18 protein-coding genes are annotated in these 21,770 nt (G+C 68.1%); 6 read left to right on the forward strand and 12 right to left on the reverse strand.

All coding sequences use genetic code 11. The features are described from left to right. The 9 genes from ACWEOI_RS05995 to rpsF form a co-directional block, all read right to left on the reverse strand. A complete protein-coding gene (locus ACWEOI_RS05995; RefSeq protein WP_452359056.1) occupies positions 1 to 1,926 on the reverse strand; it encodes a DUF6301 family protein in 1,926 nt (641 codons plus the stop codon). Between the two features lie 116 nt (positions 1,927 to 2,042). Next, the gene (locus ACWEOI_RS06000) at positions 2,043 to 3,974 is read right to left on the reverse strand and encodes a CocE/NonD family hydrolase (RefSeq protein ID WP_452359057.1); all 1,932 of its coding nucleotides are present in this window, start codon (positions 3,972 to 3,974) and stop codon (positions 2,043 to 2,045) included. Between the two features lie 45 nt (positions 3,975 to 4,019). Beyond that, positions 4,020 to 5,405, reverse strand: coding sequence for an MFS transporter (locus ACWEOI_RS06005; protein ID WP_452359058.1), 1,386 nt, complete (start codon positions 5,403 to 5,405; stop codon positions 4,020 to 4,022). A gap of 167 nt (positions 5,406 to 5,572) precedes the next feature. Beyond that, complete coding sequence (locus ACWEOI_RS06010; RefSeq protein WP_452359059.1) at positions 5,573 to 6,928, reverse strand: LAGLIDADG family homing endonuclease; 1,356 nt, start codon at positions 6,926 to 6,928, stop codon at positions 5,573 to 5,575. 37 nt (positions 6,929 to 6,965) lie between these two features. After that, a complete protein-coding gene (dnaB, locus tag ACWEOI_RS06015) occupies positions 6,966 to 8,360 on the reverse strand; it encodes a replicative DNA helicase (RefSeq protein ID WP_433669358.1) in 1,395 nt (464 codons plus the stop codon). A gap of 490 nt (positions 8,361 to 8,850) precedes the next feature. Beyond that, complete coding sequence (gene rplI / locus ACWEOI_RS06020) at positions 8,851 to 9,306, reverse strand: 50S ribosomal protein L9 (RefSeq protein ID WP_379276715.1); 456 nt, start codon at positions 9,304 to 9,306, stop codon at positions 8,851 to 8,853. 17 nt (positions 9,307 to 9,323) lie between these two features. Continuing rightward, entirely contained in the window at positions 9,324 to 9,593 is a 270-nt protein-coding gene (rpsR, locus tag ACWEOI_RS06025) for a 30S ribosomal protein S18 (protein WP_040814320.1), read from the reverse strand. Between the two features lie 61 nt (positions 9,594 to 9,654). Continuing rightward, on the reverse strand, positions 9,655 to 10,218 hold the full coding sequence (locus ACWEOI_RS06030) for a single-stranded DNA-binding protein (RefSeq protein ID WP_433669357.1): 564 nt from the start codon (positions 10,216 to 10,218) through the stop codon (positions 9,655 to 9,657). Between the two features lie 104 nt (positions 10,219 to 10,322). Then, positions 10,323 to 10,613: a 30S ribosomal protein S6 gene (rpsF, locus tag ACWEOI_RS06035; RefSeq protein WP_357097462.1), complete on the reverse strand. Its 291-nt coding sequence runs from the start codon at positions 10,611 to 10,613 to the stop codon at positions 10,323 to 10,325. A gap of 236 nt (positions 10,614 to 10,849) precedes the next feature. Here rpsF and ACWEOI_RS06040 point away from each other — a divergent pair, with 236 nt between their 5' ends. Next, complete coding sequence (locus ACWEOI_RS06040) at positions 10,850 to 12,268, forward strand: hypothetical protein (RefSeq protein WP_452359060.1); 1,419 nt, start codon at positions 10,850 to 10,852, stop codon at positions 12,266 to 12,268. Here ACWEOI_RS06040 and ACWEOI_RS06045 read toward each other — a convergent pair. After that, complete coding sequence (locus tag ACWEOI_RS06045) at positions 12,170 to 12,730, reverse strand: CGNR zinc finger domain-containing protein (protein WP_452359061.1); 561 nt, start codon at positions 12,728 to 12,730, stop codon at positions 12,170 to 12,172. The two genes, ACWEOI_RS06040 and ACWEOI_RS06045, sit on opposite strands and share 99 nt — an antisense overlap. Before the next feature lie 84 nt (positions 12,731 to 12,814). Between ACWEOI_RS06045 and ACWEOI_RS06050 the strand changes: the two genes are divergently transcribed. Both ACWEOI_RS06050 and ACWEOI_RS06055 read left to right on the forward strand, forming a co-directional pair. Further along, positions 12,815 to 13,729: a DMT family transporter gene (locus ACWEOI_RS06050; RefSeq protein WP_452359062.1), complete on the forward strand. Its 915-nt coding sequence runs from the start codon at positions 12,815 to 12,817 to the stop codon at positions 13,727 to 13,729. A gap of 35 nt (positions 13,730 to 13,764) precedes the next feature. Then, on the forward strand, positions 13,765 to 14,724 hold the full coding sequence (locus tag ACWEOI_RS06055; RefSeq protein WP_433669350.1) for a DUF389 domain-containing protein: 960 nt from the start codon (positions 13,765 to 13,767) through the stop codon (positions 14,722 to 14,724). 55 nt (positions 14,725 to 14,779) lie between these two features. On the opposite strand, the gene ACWEOI_RS06060 is transcribed toward ACWEOI_RS06055, so the two are convergent. Together ACWEOI_RS06060 and ACWEOI_RS06065 are read right to left on the reverse strand one after the other, a co-directional pair. Beyond that, the gene (locus ACWEOI_RS06060; RefSeq protein WP_433669348.1) at positions 14,780 to 15,889 is read right to left on the reverse strand and encodes a DUF475 domain-containing protein; all 1,110 of its coding nucleotides are present in this window, start codon (positions 15,887 to 15,889) and stop codon (positions 14,780 to 14,782) included. 145 nt (positions 15,890 to 16,034) lie between these two features. Beyond that, positions 16,035 to 16,610 (reverse strand): TerD family protein, encoded by a 576-nt coding sequence (locus tag ACWEOI_RS06065; RefSeq protein WP_357097452.1) that lies wholly within the window; start codon positions 16,608 to 16,610, stop codon positions 16,035 to 16,037. Positions 16,611 to 16,873: 263 nt separating this feature from the next. Between ACWEOI_RS06065 and ACWEOI_RS06070 the strand changes: the two genes are divergently transcribed. From ACWEOI_RS06070 to ACWEOI_RS06080, 3 genes are read left to right on the forward strand one after another with little or no spacing between them, the layout of a single operon-like run. Then, on the forward strand, positions 16,874 to 18,076 hold the full coding sequence (locus tag ACWEOI_RS06070) for a hypothetical protein (protein ID WP_452359063.1): 1,203 nt from the start codon (positions 16,874 to 16,876) through the stop codon (positions 18,074 to 18,076). A gap of 40 nt (positions 18,077 to 18,116) precedes the next feature. Further along, positions 18,117 to 19,328 (forward strand): HpcH/HpaI aldolase/citrate lyase family protein, encoded by a 1,212-nt coding sequence (locus ACWEOI_RS06075; protein WP_433673525.1) that lies wholly within the window; start codon positions 18,117 to 18,119, stop codon positions 19,326 to 19,328. Next, positions 19,325 to 21,751: a phosphoribosyltransferase gene (locus tag ACWEOI_RS06080; protein ID WP_452359064.1), complete on the forward strand. Its 2,427-nt coding sequence runs from the start codon at positions 19,325 to 19,327 to the stop codon at positions 21,749 to 21,751. Before ACWEOI_RS06075 ends, ACWEOI_RS06080 begins: the two co-directional genes overlap by 4 nt. Positions 21,752 to 21,770: the final 19 nt, after the last annotated feature.

The following is a 21,770-nucleotide window of genomic DNA, read 5'->3' on the forward strand; positions in this document are numbered from 1 at the left end:
CTAGGCCTCCGTCGGCACTGCCCCGATCGCGCCCGTGGACGGGGCCCGAACCGGCAAGTACTCACCGTTCAACAGCACCCGCAGCCGAGCCTGCGGCGGCATCAGGGTGCGCAGCGGCAGGATGGCCAGCCGGGCCAGGCGGCGCAGGTCCCGGGGCAGCGCCGGCAGTTGAAGGTCGATGTGCCACAGCGGATACCGGTGATCGGGATGCTGCCAGCCGTCGCGCAGCATGAACTTCAGGACGCGCGGGGACAGTTCGCGGGCGGTGGCGGTGGCGAGTTCCAGACGCAGCAGGTCGCCGTCCCGGTCGACCCGGGCCCGATGCGGGTCCCCGGCATCCACGGTGAGCTGGCCGGAGTCCGCCAGATCGGTGATGAGAGCGGCCAATTCCTCGTAGCACTGCTCCCATTCGCGATCGTGCGCGCGATGCGCGGCCCGCTGCTGCTCGATGATGAGGCGGCGGTCGCGTTCGCCCGGCCGCACCAGATACAGCTCCACCGTGTCGGCCTCCGGAACCAGGCCCAGGGTGAGGCGGTCCTCCGGCCAGGCCGGTCCGTACGCCTGGCCCAGCACCGCGTGCCGGGGCGCTCCGAACTCGGCGCGGAACCCGTCCAGCGCGCGGGCCTGGGCGGCGGTGCGCTGCGCCGCGACCTCGGCGGGCAGGCCCTCGTCGTAGAGGAAGGACTCGATGCTGTCGCTGAGCGTGACGCAGACCGCCTCGAGCCGGTCGCCGTCGAAGCAGAAGCGGGCGCGCGGATCGTCCACGTGGAGTTCGGTGCCGGCCCACACCGTGCGCTCCCCGACATCGGTGTCGTGCACCGGTTTCCAGCCCACAGCGGCGGCGAAACCGTCCAGGTCGGCGCGGGTCCAGGTCCACGCGAAGGCGCGGGCGGCACGGGCGATCTCGACCCCGGCCGGCACATCCACGCGCAGCGGCCCGGCATCGAATTCGGAGATGGCGTGGCGGCGCAGGAATTCCGCGCGCTGGGTGCGGGAGGTCGGGTGCGGCGGAATGCCGAGCGCGGTCACCTCCAGATCGGCGCCGCCCTCCACCCAGGCGTCGGCCACCAGTTCGGTCGGCGCGGCGACCCCGACCGCGCGCAGGGTGTCGGTGGTGCGCAGGGCCAGCCCGCTCATGGCGACGGTGCCCGCGCGCCGGGAGAGGCCGCGTGTCCAATTGCCCTCGCGGGGCGGGGTCCAGCCCAGCTCGATGAGCTGTCGTTCCAGTTCGGGGCCGTAATACCAGGTGGGATCGATGAATTCGCTGCGGGCCAGCTCCGCCGCCAGCTGCTCCGGCCCGGCCTCGAAGTGCACGAAGCGCCCACCGGGCGCGGTCACCAGCAGTCGCCCGTCGACCGGCAGCGTCTCCAGGAATCCGGCCAGGCTCTCGGCGAACCGGATCCAGGGGCCCGCGGCGGCGCGGCGGCGGGCGGCCTCGTGGCGGCGCTCCATCCAATACCGTTGCGCGGTCGGGTTCACCAGCAGCAGGTCCACGGTGTCCGTGCCGATCGTCAGGCCCGCGAAGACATTCGGGAAACGCCAGGCCAGGCCCTCGGCGGGACCCGCGGAGGTGGTCTCCGGATCGCCCCAGCGGGTGGTGAACTCCGCGGCGGCGCGGGCCATGGCGGCGGCGAGCAGGTCCCGGCTGCCGGGGGCCGCGGGATCCGGGCAGTCGGAGATGGCCACGCGCACATGGTCCAGGCCGCGGTCACTGCCCCAGAACATGGCAGAGTCCCACCACACCGGCAGGCCCGTGCGCGAGAAGACCGGACCATTGCGGAGGGTGCCGACCGGTTGCGGCCCGGTCCAACCGACCAGTCGGGCGAATTCCGCGACATTCCCGGAACCCCAACGCCAGCCGAACCCCGCGGCCGCACCGACGATCTCGACCGCACCCGCGATATCGACCCGTACCTCGAATCCCACCCCGCGACACTAACCCCGGCCCGGCCATGCCGGGAAACTTCCCCGCCGCGACTATTATGTAATCGGCCGGCGCTTCCCACGGGGCGGACAACTCACGGGAAGCCCGGCCACGGTCTTCAATGCTCGGTCGGGAATCGCGCACTTCCCGCGTCGCCCGCCGGAATGATCGGCAGCACCAGCGCCGACGGATGGTCCGGGTCGTGATAGACGGTCTGCGTCGCGACCTGCGTATTCGTGTTCTCCCCGAACGGATCACCGGTATTCGGATTCGGCGCGAACTGCGGGAAATCGCTGCTCGACACCTCCACCCGGATCTTGTATCCCGCTTTCACCAGATAACTCGTCGGCCAGATATCGATCGAGAACTTGTACGGCTGCCCCGGCACGAGCGGCGTCGGATGCTCCAGCGAATCCCGGAACGCCGCCCGAATGATCCCATTGTTGAGGTTCACCGTGGACCCGTCCGGCGCCACCGCCACCAGCTTCGCCGTGAAATCGGTATCCGGCGCACTCGAGGCCGCCCACAACGTCATTCGAACCGGCCCGGTGATCTCGGTATCGCCCGCCATGGGGGCGGTCGTATAGGTCAGCACATCCGACCGCTGCTCCACCACGAACTGATCCACCGGCCCCTGCGGCCCCGACGACGCCCCGCAACACGAATGCCCGCCCGCGCTAGGCACCGGATTCAAGGGGTCGTACTCGTACCGATCCGGCTGCTGCGGATCCTTCGGCGTATCGGTGGTCAGCGCGCCCGTCCGCCCCAGCATCGAATTGCCGCCGTTCCCGGACAGGTAGTAGGTGGTCCAGCGGGTATTCGGCACCGGCCACGCCGACGCCGACTTCCACTTGTTCGCACCCATCACGAAATAGTCGACCACCGGCCGCCCGGAAACCTTGTTGTCCACGCCCTTCAGGAAATGGTCGAACCAGGCCAGCATCAGCTCATTGATCGGACTGTCGCCCGCCTCCCCGGTCGCGGCCAGCATGGGCGTCGTGACCCCGCTGCCGGGCCGACCCCACCCCAGGTGATCCCACGGCCCCAGCACCAACCGCTGCCCGGCCCGCGCTTCCGGCGAACCGCCCCCGGCCGCCATCCCAGTGAAGTTCTCCACCCCGCCGGCCAGGAACGCGTCGTACCAGCCCTCGAAATCCAGGACGGGGACCGTGACCTTCGCGTACCGGTCCCGAATGCTCCACTGCTTCCAGTAGTCGTCGCGGGTGGAATGCCGCACCCAGTCGTAGAACCACGGCGCGATCACCGGATCACCCGGGTGTAGCGGCGGAAACTGTTGATAGGGGCGAAAACCCAGCCACCGGGTGTAGTTCGTGCCGTCGGCCGCAAGCTGCTTGGCGGTGCCGGTATCCCCGCGATTCGCGGCCGCGCTCGCCCCGATCGTCTCCATGGCCCACGGCTCCACGAACCCCAACCGGAACGCCCCGCCCTCGTAGGTCCACCCGTCGTAGTAATCCGACGCGGTATTGGCCGGGACGATCGTGGTCAGATGCGGTGGCGTGCTGACCGCCGCGAGCCATTGCGTCGCACCGACATACGACGACCCGTACATGCCGACCTTGCCATTCGTCCCCGGCAGCGCGGCCGCCCACTCCACCGAGTCGTAGCCGTCGGTGATGTCGTTCCCGAATTCGGTGAACACTCCGGCCGACTGACCCTGGCCGCGAATGTCCTGCACCACAACGAGATAACAGTGCGAGGCGAACCATTCCGGCGTCCGATACCGGTACGGCTGGATCTGCGCCGCCGCCTTCCCGTACTGCGTCCGCATGAGCACCACGGGCACCGCATCGCCGGTCTTCGGCCGATACACATCGGCCTTCAACACCACCCCGTCCCGCATGGTCGCGGGCACGTTCTCCTGCTTGTCGACCGCGCACGCCCCGCGGCCACCCGCGGGCGGCCAGCTCGCCGCGTCCTGCGGCCCCGACCCGCCCCCGCCGCCCCCGCACCCGGCGGCGATCAGCGCGACCACGCTGACCACCGCTCCCACCTGTGCGATCCGGCCACGCCGGCGCCCACTCCGGGTCATGGATCGACGGTAACGCCGCGCCCGCCCCGACCGGCCGACAATCGCTCAAACCGCACCGGTGGGCGGAGCCTGCCGCAGCTCGACGACCGCCAGCACCGCCAACGCCACGAACAGGATCGCGCCGAGACCCGCCACGGTATGCAGGCCGGAGGCGAGGGTGCGCGCGGTGCCGATACTGCCGAGAATCGCGACGCCCGCCGCCACCCCGAACTGCCCACCCGCCTCCGCGGTCGCCGACGCGGCACCCGCGATATCGGGCGGAGCCGCGCCCAGGACCAGGTTGTAGCCCAGCGACATGCCGGGACCGATGCCCGCCATCGCCACCGCGAAACCCATGGTCAAGGGCCACAGCCCGGTTCCGTCACCCACGACGGTGACCGCGGCGTACCCGAGCGCCGCGACCAGCAGACCCGCCGCGGTGATGTAGGCCGGGCGAATGGTGCGGGCCAGAGCCGGACCGAGGCCGATCGTGAACAGCATGGCCACCGCCGGAAGCACCATCCACAGTCCCGCCCGCAGCGTCGAATACCCGAGCGCCGATTGCAGGTACAGATTGATCATCAGGATCGTCCCGCCCTGCACCGCGCCCACCAGCAGACTGAGGATGAATGCGCCCCGGAAGACCCGTGCCCGGAAGAGCCGCAACTCCAGCACCGGATAGCGAATTACTCGCTGCCGCAACAGAAACGCGGCGAATGCAACCACGCCCACCAGCAGCGCCGTCCAAGCGAGCACCCGGCCACTGTCCCGGGCGAGCTCCGTGATGCCGTAGACAACCGGCAGGATCCCCGCCAAAGACAGTGCGACACTGAGCGCATCGAGCCGCGGCACCTCGGGATCGTGATGTTCGGGCAGCAGGACCGGACCCGCCACCAGCAGAAGCAGCATCACCGGAACGGCCAGCAGGAACACCGACCCCCACCAGAAATGCGCCAGCAGCACACCGCCCGCGATCGGCCCGACGATCGCCCCACCCATGAAACACCCGGTGAACGCCGCGACCGCCCCCGCCCGCTCCTTCGGATCGGCGAACATGGCCCCGATCAACGCCAACCCCGACGGCGCGAGCGTCGCCCCCGCGACACCCATCACCGCCCGAGCCGCGATCAGCATCCCCGCACTGTCCGCATACGCCGCCAACACCGAACACGTCCCGAAAGCCGCGGCACCCCACAGCAGCAGGCGTCTCCGGCCGATTCGATCCCCGAGCGTCCCCATGATGATGAGAAACCCGGCGATCATGAATCCGTAGACATCGAGTATCCACAACTGCTGTGCAGCACTGGGTTTCAGCTCAACCGCCAGCTTCGGCAACGCCAGATTCAACACACTGAAGTCGACCGATATCAACAGAATGGGCAGTGCGAGCACGGCCAACCCGAGCCATTCCCGCCCCCGTGCGGTCGTCACTGGTTTGTCGGTGATATCCACGGTAGGTCCTTTCCCGAGTCCTACCGACCCGACGAACAGGACTCCCGCGGATGGACCGGTGCGACCTATGAGTAATCGTCAGGGACCGAGCGAACGTACGCGCGATCTGCAACCCGTTCCATCGCCGAATGGTGCGTGTTGCTATATCTGGTCGAATTCAGTGGTACTTACCACCCGGCGTAGACCGGCACCCCTTGGGCAATGAGGTTCTCAGTGCCGGGGACGGTTACCGAGTACACGGGTTGCTCTCCCAGATCCGTGATCGCGGTGATTCGATCCCAGAAGACATCGTCGGTACAGAGCATTGCAAGTTCAGGGGCCTCGAGGATATCCGCAGCGCGAGCCAGGCGCTGGTGGCTCGGCGAGTGCTTCCACATTGTGGAGCCGCAGAACTTGGTCCCCATCGCCGCCTGGAACTCCCGATGAGTCATCTTGCGGGCAGAGAGAAGCGTGCGGACGATATTCCACACCTCCTTGGGGACCGTGTCCACATTGGGATTCGAGGTCATCGTGTCGAGTTCGGCCAGACATTCCGCGGCAGTGATACCACGCGTGCCATGGGCCCCGATGTCCTCGAGGAAGGTGATCTGGTTGTCCCCACCGTCGATCGTGAGGTGCCAGCAGTCCCGATAGCCTGCTTTGGGCACGAGCCGGATCCGTCCATGGACGCCCAGCCGGAGCAGGAGGTCGGACACATCGTCGATGAGCCGCCGACTGGTCGACGTGTAGTAGATGCGGGCTTGCTTTCCGGTCCTGTCCCAGCGCGCCGAGCCATCGGTCGCCCAGAGATGGCGGAGAAAGATCGCGACCTGGTCTGTGGGCATCCCGAAAACTCTTTCAGGGACGAACTTCTCGTAGCTGCGCAAACCGAAGAGTCCGAGTTCGTCGAGCCACTTGGCGATGGGGTTGCGTCTACCGTGGGTAAGGCGGTACGGCGCAGGCAATCTCAGGGTCGTGACCCGAGCAGCTGCGTACTCGTCTCGGATCGGGGTGATGCCGAAATGCATGGCTGCTTCGGTGACGGCGGCGAGGTTCTCCTCGTCGATGCTCGCGTATCGGATCGGCTGCCGTCGAACGCAAGACCCGTCACCGATCATGTGCGCCAGCATGACAACCTCGGGATCGGGCATCTCCTGGGTTCGGGTAGGCGCTGGAATCCATCGGGGGATGGCGACGCGATCGCCGATACCCAGCTGCCCTACCTTGCGCCATCCATTGATGGTCAGCAGCCGTGCTTCGGTCGCGGTGTCGATCGAACGGCCGGAGGCCAACCGCACTCGATCGACCGTGCAACTCCCACTCGGGTGTACATACTCCAGCGGGCGAGCCGTGAAGCGCATCTGCGGATCAAGTGACCAAACAAGCGGACGCAGCTCATCCCGGATCAGGGTCTCCAGCGGCACCGCGACTCCGGTGTCCGCCCGGCTGATTGGCGTAGCGGCCGTTAGCCAGGCTGCACCATGAGATTCAAAAGTGTTGATGCCCTTACAGTTCCACTCCTCGACAGACTGTTTCGGCTGCATGCCAAAACGATATATCGAATCTGTGTTCGATGTGGCGCTATCCGCGAGCCATATCTACGAACCGGCTCAGATGCAATTGGTGCGCAACGGTAATGGTTGCGGTTGGGCCGTTACGGTGCTTGCCCAGAATGAGGTCTGCTTCGCCGCCGCGAGGGTCGTCTCGTTCGAAGGCATCTGGGCGATGCAGCAGGATAACCATGTCGGCATCCTGTTCTAGACTGCCCGATTCACGAAGGTCGGACACCATAGGCCGCTTATCAGTTCGCTGTTCCGGACCACGGTTGAGCTGCGAGATCGCGATCACAGGGACCTCGAGCTCCTTGGCCATCAGTTTGAGGCTTCGGGAGAATTCCGAGACTTCCTGCTGGCGGGATTCGACCTTCTTGCCGGAGCTCATCAGCTGGAGGTAGTCGACGACGATCAGGCGGAGGTCGTGGCGTTGCTTGAGGCGGCGGGCTTTTGCCCGGATTTCCATCATGGTGAGGTTCGGCGAATCGTCCACGAAGAGTGGGGCTTCGCTGATCTCGCTCATGCGGCGGGCGAGTTTGGTCCAGTCGTCGTCACTCATGCGGCCGGAACGCATATCACCCAATTTGATCTTCGCCTCGGCGGAGAGGAGACGCATGACGATTTCGGTGCGGCTCATTTCCAGGGAGAAGATGACGCTGGCCATGCCGTGTTTGATGGAGCAGCTGCGCATGAAATCCATACCGAGCGTGCTCTTGCCGACGCCGGGTCGCGCCGCGACGATGACCATCTGGCCGGGGTGCAGGCCGTTGGTGATCTCGTCGAGTTCGGTGAAACCAGTGGGAACGCCGAGGGAGATGCCGCCTCGGGAGGCGATGGAGTCGAGTTCGTCCATCGTCGGCTGGAGGATGTCGGTGAGGGGGGCGAAGTCCTCGCTGGAGCGGCGTTCGGTGACGTCGTAGAGCTCGGCCTGGGCGCGGTCCACGACCTCGGCCACGTCCTGGCCGTCGGCGCCCGCGTAGCCGTACTGGACGATGCGGGTGCCCGCTTCGACCAGGCGGCGCAGCACCGACTTCTCCGCGACGATCTCGGCGTAGTAGCCGGCGTTGGCGGCGGTGGGGACCGTTTGGGTCAGGGTGACGAGATACGGTGCGCCGCCGATGCGCTTGAGTTCGCCCTTGCGGTCGAGAGTCGCGGCGACGGTGACCGGGTCGGCGGGTTCGCCGCGGCCGTAAAGGTCGAGGATGGCGTCGTAGACGGCCTGGTGCGCGGGGCGGTAGAAGTCGCCGGGGCGGATGACTTCGATGACGTCGGCGATGGCGTCCTTGGACAGCAGCATGCCGCCGAGAACGGACTGTTCCGCCGCCATGTCATGGGGCGGCTGACGGCCGAAATCCTCACCGGGAGCGTCGGGATAGTCGGAGGGCCCGTGATCGTCGCGGCCGCGATCGTCGACGACTGCCATGGGCTCGACCGTCCTCTCTGCTCGCGCCGCAACGGCGTGCAAGACCCGTTGTACGCCAGCGCACCGACATGTTGGGACCGCCACGCTCGAGCCGTGGTCACGACCTCGAAGGCGAACCTAGGCGACCGGGCGGTGACCCGCCAAACCGAGCTGTGTACACACCTGTGGATAACGTGGGTATTGTTCACCGCCTGTTGTGCACCCCCTGTGGAAAACTTGGGGACAACAGTCGATGTCGCTGCTCAAAGCGCTGGTAGTGGCGGAATTCTCATTGTTCGCAACTGTGGATCAATTTCGTGCGGCGTGTCGCTGGACGGCAACAGCCGGGCGTGTTGGGTAAACGAACGGTCACGCGGATGTGACCGGGCGCACAACGAAAACGGTTGGTTTGCTGGGCAATCCACAACCGATCCGAAATCTGGCGATTCCTGAGCAAACAAAAGAAATCGGAGGCCGCCCCCACGGGTGAGGCGGCCTCCGATCAACCGAATTACTCGGCGGCAGTGACCTGCAGGTCGACCTTGGCGATCACATCCGGGTGCAGATGCACCACGACACCGTGCTTGCCGGTGCTCTTGATGTGGGCCTTCGGCAGCTCGATGCTGCGCTTGTCGACGACCGGGCCGCCGGCGGTCTTGATCGCCGAGGCGACGTCGGCCGCGGTGACCGAACCGAAGAGCTTGCCGGTGCCGGCGGTCTTGACCGCGAGCGACACACCGGTCAGGCCCTCGATGGCCTGCTTCAGCTCGTTGGCGTGGTCCAGGTCGCGCACGCGGCGGGCGTCCTGCGCCCGGCGAATGCCCTCGACCTGCTTCTCCGCGCCACGGGTGGCGACGATCGCCAGGCCGCGCGGGAGCAGGAAGTTACGGCCGTAGCCGTCCTTGACTTCCACGGTGTCGCCGGGCGCACCGAGGTTGTCGACATCAGCGGTGAGGATGAGCTTCATCTCTGTGCCTTCCCTTCTCAGCGAGCGGTGGAGACGTAAGGCAGCAGAGCGACCTCACGCGAGTTCTTCACGGCGACAGCGATATCGCGCTGGTGCTGGACGCAGTTGCCCGTTACCCGGCGCGCGCGGATCTTGCCACGGTCGGACACGTACTTGCGCAGCAGCGCGGTGTCCTTGTAGTCGATCTTCGCGCCGGCCGTGTTGTTCTTCTTGCCGGCCTTGTCTTCCTTGCAGAAGGTGCAAGCCTTCTTCTTCAGCACCTTTTCGCGTGCCGGTGCTTTGGCCATGGTCTTTCAACTCCGTAATTTTGGGAACCCTGCCGAAGCGGATTCCGGGGAAAGCCGTTGTCTAGAACGGCGGTTCGTCGTCCATGGGCCCGCCCCCGAAGGAGCCGGCCGCGGGGGCGCTGCCCCACGGGTCGTCGCCGGCGCTCTGGCCGCCACGACCCCCGCCACTGCCACCACCGGAGAAGCCGCCGCCGCCAGCGTTCTGCTGGCCGCCGCCGCCCTGTCCGCCGCCGCCGAAGCCGCCGCCACCACCGCCACGGGTGGTCTTGTTGACTTTCGCGGTCGCGTACCGCAGGGAGGGACCCACCTCGTCGACCTCGAGTTCGACGACCGTGCGCTTCTCACCCTCGCGGGTTTCGTAGGAGCGCTGCTTCAGTCGTCCGCTCACGATCACTCGCGAGCCGCGGGTCAGGCTCTCGGCAACGTTCTCCGCAGCTTCTCGCCAAATGTTGCAGCGCAAGAAAAGCGCTTCGCCGTCTTTCCATTCATTGGTATTACGGTCGAACACACGGGGAGTCGACGCGACGGTGAAGTTCGCGACGGCCGCTCCCGCGGGCGTGAATCGAAGCTCGGGGTCAGCCGTCAAATTGCCGATGACGGTGATGACCGTGTCGCCCTGGGCCATGGTTCCTCCTGCTTTCCGGTGCAGTCCGCAATGCGCTCGCGTTCATCGGTCAGCCTAGAGACAGGGACCGACGGTTACGAGCGACGTCGCGGGAGGACTGGGTCTTACTTCTTGTCGGTACGCAGCACCTTGGTGCGCAGTACCGACTCGTTCAGCCCCAGCTGGCGATCGAGCTCACTCACGGTCGCGGACTCGGCGGTCAGGGTGACGACCGCGTAGATGCCCTCGGCCTGCTTGTTGATCTCGTAGGCGAGACGACGGCGGCCCCAGATGTCGACGTTGTCGACCTTGCCGCCCTCGGTCCCGATGACACCCAGCATGGTGTTCAAGTTCGGGCCTACGGTGCGCTCGTCCATTGCTGGATCGAGGATGACCATCACTTCATAATGACGCACGGACCTCATCACCTCCTGTGGACTGTAAACGGCCCACGGACTGTCCGTGGGCAGGAGGGTTCGTTGCGTCAGCAACCCGACAAGGCTACATGAGCGGCCGCGACGAACGAAAAGGGGGCCGGACGGCGTTCACGGCGCCGGATCCGGGGTAGATAACCAACGCGTGGCCTGCGAAATCGGGTCAGTCCACATTTTGAACAGGCGAACACGCCGACCAGCCACCTAGGGTGATGCGCATGCCGAATCGACCGGTCGTCAGCGTTGCGGCCGCTTCCCGCCGTCGCGATGCGCGCGGGTCGATGATCGCGGTCGTCTCGACGCTGGTGTGCGCGGTCACATTGTTGATCGCGTTCGTGAACAAGGCGCGCTGCGCGGTCGGCCCGTACGACGAATCCGGGCGCAGCGTGCTGTTCGACGTGATCAAGGATTCGGATGTCTGTTATTCCGACATCCAGTACCTGTGGCTGGGTCGCGGCATCGATCACCACGTCTTCCCCTATATAACCGGCGGCATCACCCCGGACGGTCAGCTGACCGGCGGCGCGGTGGAGTATCCGGTGCTCAGCGGCCTGTTCATGTGGATCGGCGGCATCGGCGCGCACACCGACGCGGCCTTCCTGTGGCATTCGGCGCTGCTGCTGGCCCCGTTCGCCCTGCTGACCGCGTACCTGCTGGCCCGCATGGCCGGCCCGGCGGCATTGTTGTGGGCGGCCGCACCGCCGTTGGTGCTCTACGCCTTTCACAATTGGGAACTGCCGGTGGTCGCGACCGCGGTCGCCGCGTTCTATGTGATGACGACGCTGACCCGGTATTCACTGCGGGATCGCGGGATCGCCGCCGCGGTATTCCTGGCGATCGGCTTCTGTTTCAAGTTGTATCCCGGCATCTTCGTGCTGCCGTTGCTGATCTATGTGCTGCTCGGTGAACATCCCTTGCGGGAGAAGCGATTCGATGTGCGCGGCGCGCTGATGGTGGCCGCGACCGCGATCGGCACGGTGGTCGCGATCAATCTGCCGTTCGCGCTCGCGGGTTATGACGGCTGGCGCGCGTCGATCACCTTCCAGCAATTGCGGCAGGCCGATATCACCACGAATTCCATCTGGTACTGGGGAATGCGCCCGCTGTTCGGTCCGTCGGAGGAGTCGGAATCGGCCTTCCAGCACCTGGTGTCGGTGCTCTCGCCGACGCTGGTGGTGGCGTCGTTCGTGCTGGCCTGCTGGCTGGGTGTGCGCCGGTATCGGCTGGCCGGGGTGTATCCGTGGATCGGGGTCAGCGGCGCCATGTTGTGTGGATTCCTGTTGTTCCACAAGGTGCATTCACCGCAGTACACGCTGTGGCTGATCCCGTTCCTGGTGCTGCTGCGGGTGCCGTGGAGCCTGGTGATCGCCTATCTGCTGGCGGACCTGTGCATCGGCGTCGGTGTCTTCCGCTACTTCTACGAGCTCGGGTCGGGTCACCCGTACGAGGTCGAGCAGTATCTGGTGCAGATCGGCGTGTGGGGCCGGGCGGTGCTGCTGCTGGTGTTCTTCTTCGTGTTCGTGTCCGCCTCGGAGCGGTCACCCTTCCGCATCGGCGTTCCGGGCGCGGAAAGCCTTGCCCTTGGCCCGGTTTCCGCAGACCGTCATATCGCACCACCGGCGCGAACCGCCGCGTGAGGTGTCCAGGTAGAGGCGGGTGCAGGCGTCTCGCCCGCATTCCTTGAGCCGTTCGCGTTCCGGGCCGCCGAGTAGTTCGACGGCCGAGCGGGCGATGGCGGTGAACGCGGATTCGATGGCCCCGCCGCGGGTGACCGAACCGTCCGCGCACAGCGTGAGTTCGGGCAGGTCGCCGTGGGCGTGCCGGTTGAGCAGCCGGCGGTCGGCGTCGGCGAGGGGTTCGCCGTGCAGGGTGGCCTGCATGAGCCGCCAGGCCGCCTCGCGCAGCCGGCGCGCGGGTTCGAGGGCGTCCGCGCAGTCGGGCGCGGTGTCGACGATTCCGGCCGCGACGGTCCATTCGCCCAGGTCGGCGGCACTGGTGAGGCGCTCGATGAAGGTGGTGCGCCGTTCCTGTGCCGTGCCGATGAAGTTCAGCGCGAGATTGCCGCTGACGAACAGGTGCGGGTCGGCGAACGATGACATGTCCCGATCATAACCCCCTTGACAGGTTATGCACCGCGGTGCGACGGTGATAACCACCTGAACGGGTTAGTGATGGGAGGGATCATGGAGAACCGGCTCTTGGACGTGGCGGGCCCACCGGCCCTGATCCTCATGTGGAGCAGCGCCTTCATCGCCGGGATCATCGGCGTCGGCGCGGCCCCGCCGATGCTGGTGCTCTTCGCCCGCTTCGGCATCGCGGGCGCGCTGCTCATCGTGTTCGCGCTGCTGTCGCGCGCGGTCTGGCCGCGGGGCAAGATGCTCGCGCACACCCTGGTCGCGGGCCTGCTCATGCAGATGGTCCAGTTCGGCGCGTTCTACACCGCCATGCACGAGCACGTCACCGCCGCGGTCATCTCCCTGGTCCAGGGCCTGAGCCCGGTGGTGATCGCGGTATTCGCCGGGGCCCTGGGCGAATCCGTGAACGCGCGGCAGTGGCTGGGCTTCGGCGTGGGCGGGGTGGGCGTGGGCCTCGCGGTGCTGGATCAACCGGCCTTCTCGCTGCCGGGCCTGCTGCTGTGCGTGGTCGGGCTGCTCGGCCTGAGCCTGGGCACCGTGTATCAGAAGCGCTTCACCCCGGCGCTCGATCCGCGCACGGGCACCGCCCTGCACGTGGCGGTGAGCGCGCCCTTCGCGGGCGTGATGGCCTGGGCCGGTGGGGAATTCCACGTCGCCGACCCGTCCCGCTTCGCCGGTTCCATGGTGTGGATGGTGCTGGTGAACTCGATGGGCGCGTTCCTGCTGCTGAACACCATGCTGCAGCGCTGGGACACCACCCGGGTCAGCCGCTTCTTCTTCGCGATTCCGGCCGTCACCGCGGTGATGGCCTGGCTGGTGATCGATCAGCCGTTGCGGCCCTTGACGATCGCGGGCCTGGGCGTCGGACTGGTCGGCCTGGTCCTGGCGTCGCGCCGGGCGCCGGCCGCGCCCGCCGCCGCCGAACGATCCGGTATCGCCGGGCGACAGCCCGTGCGGGCCTGACGGTTCCGGACACCCGGGCACGGCAGACTGGGCGCATGCTGCACCTGCGGATCCTGGCCCCCGCCACCCTGACCGACCCGGTACTCGAGGTACTCGACGACGACGCGGTGACGGGCCTGGTGGTCCTGCGCGGCGCGGCGGTGCGCCCGGCGGGCGACCTGATCACCGCGCAGCTCGCCCGCGAGGCCGCCAACGACGTCGTCCAGCGGCTGCGCGACCTGCGGGTGCATCAGGAGGGCAGCATCGAGGTCGAGCAGGTCGGAACCTGGCTGTCGCGCAGCGGTTTCGAGGCGGAGGTGCGCACCCCGGGCAGCAGTTCGGATTCGGTGGTGTGGGCGCAGGTGGCGCAGCGGGCCTACGACGAATCCGAACTGAACTGGACCTACCTGAGCTTCCTGACGCTGGCCATCGTCATCGCGAGCATCGCCATCGTCACCGACTCCCAGATCCTCACCGTCGGCGCCATGGTGCTGGGACCGGAGTTCGGACCCATCGCGGCCTTGGGCGTCGCCCTGGTCCGGCGGCGATTCGTGCTGTTCCGGCTGGCCTTGCGCACCTTGGTGTTCGGCTTCGTGGCGGCCATCGGCGTCACCATCGTGCTGGCGCTGATCGGGCGGGCGCTGGGTTGGATCACCGAGGCGCAGGTGACGGGCCCGCGTCCGGCCACCGCCTTCATCTACACCCCGGACAAGTGGTCGTTCATCGTCGCGGTAATCGCGGGGGCGGCGGGGGTGCTGGCCATCACCTCGGCCAAATCCCTGGGCCTGGCGGGGGTTTTCATCTCGGTGACCACGGTGCCCGCCGCGGGCAATATCGCGCTCGGCGTGGCGATCGCCGATGGCGCGACGGTGTGGGGCAGTCTGGCGCAGTTGCTGGTCAATATCGCGGGCATGGCGATCGCGGGGTGGCTGACCCTGTTCCTGCAACAGGTGCTGTGGTCGCGGGTGTCGGTGCGGCGCGCCAAGCATCTGGTCGTCCCGCGCCGCATGGTGTGAACGGAAAAGCCCGCCGTCCGAAATCGGACGGCGGGCTTCGTGTTTCGTGTGCGGATCAGCTCAGGCTGGGCGACTTCTCCAGCTCGGGTTCCGCATCGTCGGCTTCCGCTTCCTCGCGACGATTGCGAATGATGCTGGTGACGAACGCCGCGCCGATGAACGCCACGCCGACGAGACCGCTGATCACCTCGTTGACGTGCACGCCGATGGTGATGAGCAGGATGACCGCCAGGGCGCCGATGGCCCAGAACGCGCCGTGCTCGAGGTACACGTACTCCGAGAGGGTGCCCTTGCGCACCAGGTACACGGTGATCGAGCGGACGAACATGGCGCCGATCAGGCCCAGGCCCAGGGCGATCAGGATCGGGTCGGAGGTGATGGCGAACGCGCCGATCACGCCGTCGAAGGAGAACGAGGCGTCGAGCACTTCCAGGTACAGGAACAGGAAGAACGCCGCCTTACCTGTCGCCTTCACGACTTCGGAGGGTCCGCCTTCGCCGTTCGCGTGTTCCTCGGTGTGGAAGAGTGATCCGAGTCCGTCGACCACGATGTAGGTGATGGTGCCGAGGATGCCGGCCAGCAGCACGGTGCCGCGGTCGTCGTCATGGGCGATGAACTCCGCCGCGATGACGATGCCCGCCAGGGTGAGTACCACCGCGAGCATGTCCAGCTTGCCGAGCTTGGCCAGCGGGCGTTCGATCCAGCCCAGCCAGGTGACCTCGTGCTCCTCGAGGATGAAGTTGAAGAACAGCAGCAGCAGGAACGCGCCGCCGAAGGCCGCGATCTGCGGGTGCGCGTCGGTGAGCAGCTTCTCGTAGGACGGGCTGCCGTCGGGGAAGCTGAGCGCGCCGTCCGCGGGCGGGTTCATGGCCAGGTCGAAGGCGCGAACGGGGCTGAGCCCGGCCGTGATCCACACGATGGCCAGCGGGAACACCAGGCGCATACCGAAGACGGCGATGACGACGCCGATGGTCAGGAAGATGCGCTGCCAGAACTCGCTCATCCGCTGCAGGATGCTGGCGTTGATGACCGCGTTGTCGAAGGATAGGGACACCTCGAGGATGCCCAGGATGGCGCACAGCACCAGGGCCGTGGGTCCGCCGTACACCAGCGCCGCGATCAGCGACAGTACGGTGACGATGATGGAGAGGCCGAATATTCGCACCGCAGTGGGCCTTTCGTTGTGCCGGGGTCGGGTGACATGCCGGTCGAGCGGACACACGAAGAGGGCTCGTGCGATCGAGCCCTCGACGTGTCGCCGTGTGTTCTATTGAGACGCTGGTACTTCGCGCCGTCGCGAGCTGGTCGCGTCAGACGTTGACGCCGAAGTCCCGGGCGATGCCCGAGAGGCCCGAGGCGTAGCCCTGACCGATGGCCCGGAACTTCCACTCACCATTGTTGCGGTAGAGCTCACCGAACACCATGGCGGTTTCGGTGGACGCGTCCTCGGACAGGTCGTAGCGGGCCAGCTCGGTTCCGTTGGAGCGGTCCACGACCCGGATGTAGGCGTTGCGGACCTGGCCGAAGCTCTGGCCGCGCGAGTCGGCGTCGTAGATCGAGACCGGGAAGAAGACGGACTCCACGGCCGGCGGGGTGTTGGCCAGGTCGATGTTGATGACCTCGTCGTCGCCCTCGCCCTCACCGGTGAGGTTGTCGCCGGCGTGCACGATGGTGCCCTCCGGGGACTGCAGGTTGTTGAAGAACACGAAGTGCTTGTCCGACAGCGCCTTCTTGTCGACGCCGGTCGCGATGGCGCTGGCGTCGAGGTCGAAGTCGGTGCCGGTGGTGGTGCGCACGTCCCAGCCCAGGCCGACGGCGACCTGAGTCAGGTTCGGCGCCGCCTTGGTCAGTGAAACGTTACCGCCCTTGGACAAACTGACACCCATTGCGGGGATCCTTCCGTTGTTAAGCGTTCGAAGCGTTTCTTGTCTAACGGCTTCGCCCACTGTCCAGGTTCCGCCGACGTCGACAGTAATGGTTTCCCCAAGCCATGGGTAGGAATGGGTCAAGGCAACCGTGCGACGACAGCCTGTCACAGGACAGGGTCACACACTCCATCGCCGCGGTCGCGGCAATCGTCAACGCGTGGCCGAGATGTTCGCCGACGCACGGTCGCCGTGATCGTTCCCGGTTGCCTACGATCGGTGGCGTGGCAGGCCGTCGAAGCGGATGGTTCCGGGCACCCCGGAACAACGAATGGGTGCAACAGGCCCGGTCGATGCTGACGGCGGCCTTCCTCGATATGGATCGGCGGCAGAGCATCGCCGAGGCCGCCGTCGACGCGTCCGCCGCGCTGTTCCCCGAACGCGGCGCGGCCGCGCGCTGGGAACCGGTGCGCGCCCGCTGCTATGACGCGTCCGGCGCCTACCTCGCCCTCGACGAGCGCCTCGAGCAGGTGGAACGCGATGGCACGGGGGTCGTCGCGCAGCCCGAGATCGACGGCGTGGTCCGGCGGCTCACCGACGCCGCGCGGGCCGTCGACGACTTCTACCGCGGCGATCAAGCCCACCTCGAGCACGCCGTCGCGGTGTTCGGCTCGGTGCCGCAGCTGGTCTCGCAGACCCGCGCGGACGCCCAGCGGATCCGGCAGCAGGCCGACGCCTCCCCGTACGCCGCCTACCCCTCGGTGCGGCAATGCGCGGCGGCTCTGGATGAGGCGCTGCTCACACTCGAGGCCGCCGCGATCGGCGGCGCCGGGGCACCCGCCCGCGACGCCGCGACCCGGCTCGACTCGCGTACCCGCGAGCTGTCCAGCGCCCTGGAAGCCGCTCCCGGCAAACAGCATTCGGCCACCACCGCGCTGGCGTCGGCGGCCACCCGGCTCGATGCCGCCCGCAACCGTCTGGACCGCGTCCCCCCGGCCATGTCCGCGCTGCTGCGGGAATTCGCGGCTGCGTCATCGAACGATTTGGCCAACAATGAGCGACAAGCCCGGGAGGCCGTCGAGGCCGCCGACGCGGACCTGGCCCGCGCCCGGGCCGCCCTGGCCGCCCACGACCCGGAGGACGCGCTCGACCTGACCACCACCGCCCGCGCCCGCCTCGCCGCCGCCGAGGAGAGCGCCGAGGCCGTCACCGACCGGCTCGCCCAGCTACGCGCGGTCCGGGAGCAACCGGCCGAGCGCGCCAAGACCGTTCGCTTCAAACTGCGCGACGCGCAGATGCTGGCGGTCAACAAGGGCGTCGTCCCGCAATGGGGTTCGGTGCTCGACGCCCAGGCCGAACGCCTGGACCGGGCCACCGCGGGCCTGACCGGCCGCCATCCCGACTATTGGGCGTACGTGTCCGAACTCGACGCGATCACCGCGTTCGTCGCCGGAGTCGTCGAACGCATGCGAAATACCGACAGATAGACCGAAAGTCACCAGGAGGACGTCCGCGACGATGACCGCGATGATCACCAGCGACCCGGACGTCGCACCGGTCTCCTTGCGGAAGCGCTTCCCGCTGCGGCATTTCCGGCAGGTGCCGGGTCCGGAGCTGCGGCGGCTGTTCCACCGCCTGCCCGAGGCCTTCGGCGGCTCCCGCGATCGCGACCTGCTCGCCATGGCGCTGGGCGCGACCCTGTACGTGCCCGCGACCCGCGCCGACCTCACCGCCACCATCCTGCGCCGCGCCGAACGCGGCGTCTGCTCGATGGTCATCGACCTCGAGGACGCGGTCGCCGACCACGCCGTCGAATACGGGAAATGGCAGGCCGCCGTCACCCTCGACGAACTGGCGGCCAGCGGCGAGGCCTACCCGCTGCTGTTCGTGCGGGTGCGCGACCCGCAGAGCATCGGCGAGATCGCCGGACGACTCGGGGCGGGCGCGACGGCGCTCACCGGATTCGTGCTGCCCAAGTTCGACAGCGCCTGCGCCGCCGACTACCTGGACGCGCTGGAACTCGCCTCGGAACGGCTGGGCCGCACCGTCTTCGGCATGCCCGTGCTGGAATCCCCCGCCCTGGTGCACCGCGAGACCCGCGACCGGGAACTGGGCCGCATCGGCGAACTGCTCACCGCGCACCGTGACCGCATCCTCGCCGTCCGCATCGGGGCCACGGACATGTGCTCCACCTTCGGGATTCGCCGCGACCGCGACCTGACCATCTACGACGTGCGCGTGGTCGCCGACGTCATCGCCGACATCGTCAACTATCTGGGCCGCGCCGACGGCACCGGATTCACCATCACCGGACCGGTCTGGGAGTACTTCGCCGACCACACCCGTATGTTCCGGCCGCTGCTGCGCACCGCCCCCTTCGCCGAGGTGGACGCGGTCCCGTTCCGGCAGTCGCTGGTCAGCCGGGACATGGACGGGCTGCTGCGGGAGATCACCCTGGACCGCGCCAACGGCATCCAGGGCAAGACCGTCATCCACCCCACCCACGTCGCGGTCGTGCACGCGCTGTCCATCGTGACCCACGAGGAATACGCCGATGCCGCCGACATTCTCAGCACCGGCGCGGGCGGCGTCGCCGCCTCCGAGTACCGCAACAAGATGAACGAGATGCGCCCGCACCGCAGCTGGGCCCACCAGATCATGCTGCGCGCCCGGGTCTTCGGCGTCGCCAACAAAGGAGTCTCCTTCGTGGACCTGCTCAAGGCCCTGGTCGAATCGTGACCGCCGACCCCGCCCTACCCGCGGCCACCCGCGAACTCCCCTGGGCCACCCGGGAACTCGGCCTCACCCTGCACCACACGGGCACCTGCCTGCCCGGTCCGGAATGGCGCGTGGAGACGCTCGTCGAACCCGGGCTGCGCCGCAATCCGCGCCGCGCCCACCTGCTGGTCTCAACGGTGCTCGGCAAGCATCTGCCCACCGACCCGCACCGGGTGCTCGACGCGGGGGACCGGCTCGGTGACCTGGTGCTCGACGTACTCGCCGCGTCCGGTGACCGGCCCGGCAGCGCCGCCGTGCTCGGCTTCGCCGAAACCGCGACCGGGCTCGGCCACACCGTCGCGGCCCGCATCGGCGCGTGGTGCTACCTGCACTCCACGCGCCGCGACGTGCCGACCGCCGACACCCTCGCGGGCTTCGAGGAGGGCCACTCGCACGCCACCTCCCATCTGCTGCAACCGATGCCCGCCGCGGTCTTCCACAACGACCTGCCCATGGTGCTGGTCGACGACGAGATCTCCACCGGCGCAACAGCGCTGGACGCCGTCCGCGCCCTGCACGCCCTGACCCCGCGCACGCACTATGTCCTGGCGTCCCTGGTGGACATGCGGACCGACGCCGACCGCCGCGCTTTCGAACAGGCGGCCGCCGACCTCGGCGCGCGCATCGACACCGTCTGCCTGGCGGGCGGCAGCACCGTGCTGCCCACCGACCTGATCGACGCGGTCGCCGCACTGCCCGAACCCGTGCTGAACCCGGTCGCCGAACGGCGGGGCGCCTGCGCCCGGGTCGAGATCCCCTGGCCCCACGATGTTCCCGAGGGCGGCCGCCACGGCTTCCTCGACTCCGACACCGAACCCTTCGAGGCGGCGCTCGCCCGCGCCACCAAAGCCCTCTCCGCCGAACTGGCCGAACCGCGGCCGGTCATCGTCATCGCCCACGAAGAACTCATGTACCTGCCGCTGCGCATCGCGGCGGGCTTGGCGGACAACGGGATTCCCGCCCGCTACCAGACGACGACGCGGTCACCGGCCTATGTTCTCGACGAACCGGGGTACCCGCTCCGCCGCGGATTCCGCTTCACCGCGCCCGAGACCGGCGAGGACGCCCCGCGATACCTGTACAACGCCCGGTGGCCGGGCGAGGACCGGGCGGTCGATCCGATCCTGCTGGTCGTCGTCGACACTCCGGCGGACACCGAACGGCTCACGGCCGCGGGCGGACTCGTCGACGTGCTCACCGCGTCGGGTTCCGACGTGCTGCTGGCCGTGCTGACCGAATCGGACCCGCGCGCGCTCGCCGCGACGCGTGCGGCGCGGCCGGAACCGTTGTACGGGCCGGAGTTCGGGTCGTACGCGCGCGACGAGGTGGCGTGGCTGCTCACGGATCTGTCCGGTGTCGCCCTGGAAGCCGATGTGGCCGAGCGCGAACGGCGGATCCAATCGGGGGCGGCACACTACGCGGAATCGCTGCCGGTGGAGTACCAGCCGGACGCCGAGTACCGGGAGCTGTTCGACCGGGTGCTCGCGCAGAGCGCCGAGCGGCTGGCGCTGGCGGTGGCGACCGTCGCGGAACTGGTGGTCGCCGAGCGCGGGGACGACATCGTGCTGGCGTCGCTGGCACGGGCCGGGACACCCGTCGGGGTGCTCATGCGCCGGTGGCTGGGGAGCCGGGGGATCGAGGTCCCGCACTACGCGGTGTCGATCGTGCGCGATCGCGGAATCGATTCGGCCGCACTGGATCACCTCGCGCGCGACCACGATCCGGCGCGGGTGGTGTTCGTGGACGGCTGGACCGGCAAGGGAGCCATCACCCGCGAGCTCGACGCGGCGCTGGCGGCGTATCACGCGGCGGGCGGGGCCCGGTTCGACCCGGACCTGGCGGTACTGGCCGATCCGGGCGGCTGCGCGCGGACCTTCGGCACCCGGGACGATTTCCTGATCGCCTCCGCGTGCTTGAATTCGACAGTGTCGGGCCTGATTTCGCGCACGGTGCTCAATGACCGGCTGCTCGCACCCGGACAGTTCCACGGCGCCAAGTTCTACCGCGACCTCGCGGGCGAGGACCAGTCCAACCGCCTGCTGGACGCCGTGAGCGACTGCTTCGACCGGGTGCGCCCGCAGGTGGACGCGCGGGTGCGCGAGCTGCTGGCCGCAGACCGGACCCCCACCTGGGCCGGCTGGGCCTCGGTGGAGCGGGTGCGGGCCGAGTACGGGATCTCGAGCGTGAACTTCGTGAAACCCGGTGTGGGGGAGACCACCCGGGTGCTGCTGCGGCGGGTGCCGTGGCGGGTGCTGGTGCGTGATCCGGACGCCGGCGAGCACGCGCACATCCGGCTGCTCGCCGCGGCGCGCGGCGTGCCGGTCGAAGTCGTGCCGGATTTGGCGTACGCCTGTATGGGCTTGATCAAGGAAGTGAAGGGATAGCTGGTGCAGCAGCGCGAGG

The organism is Nocardia sp. NPDC004340 (genome assembly GCF_053602575.1).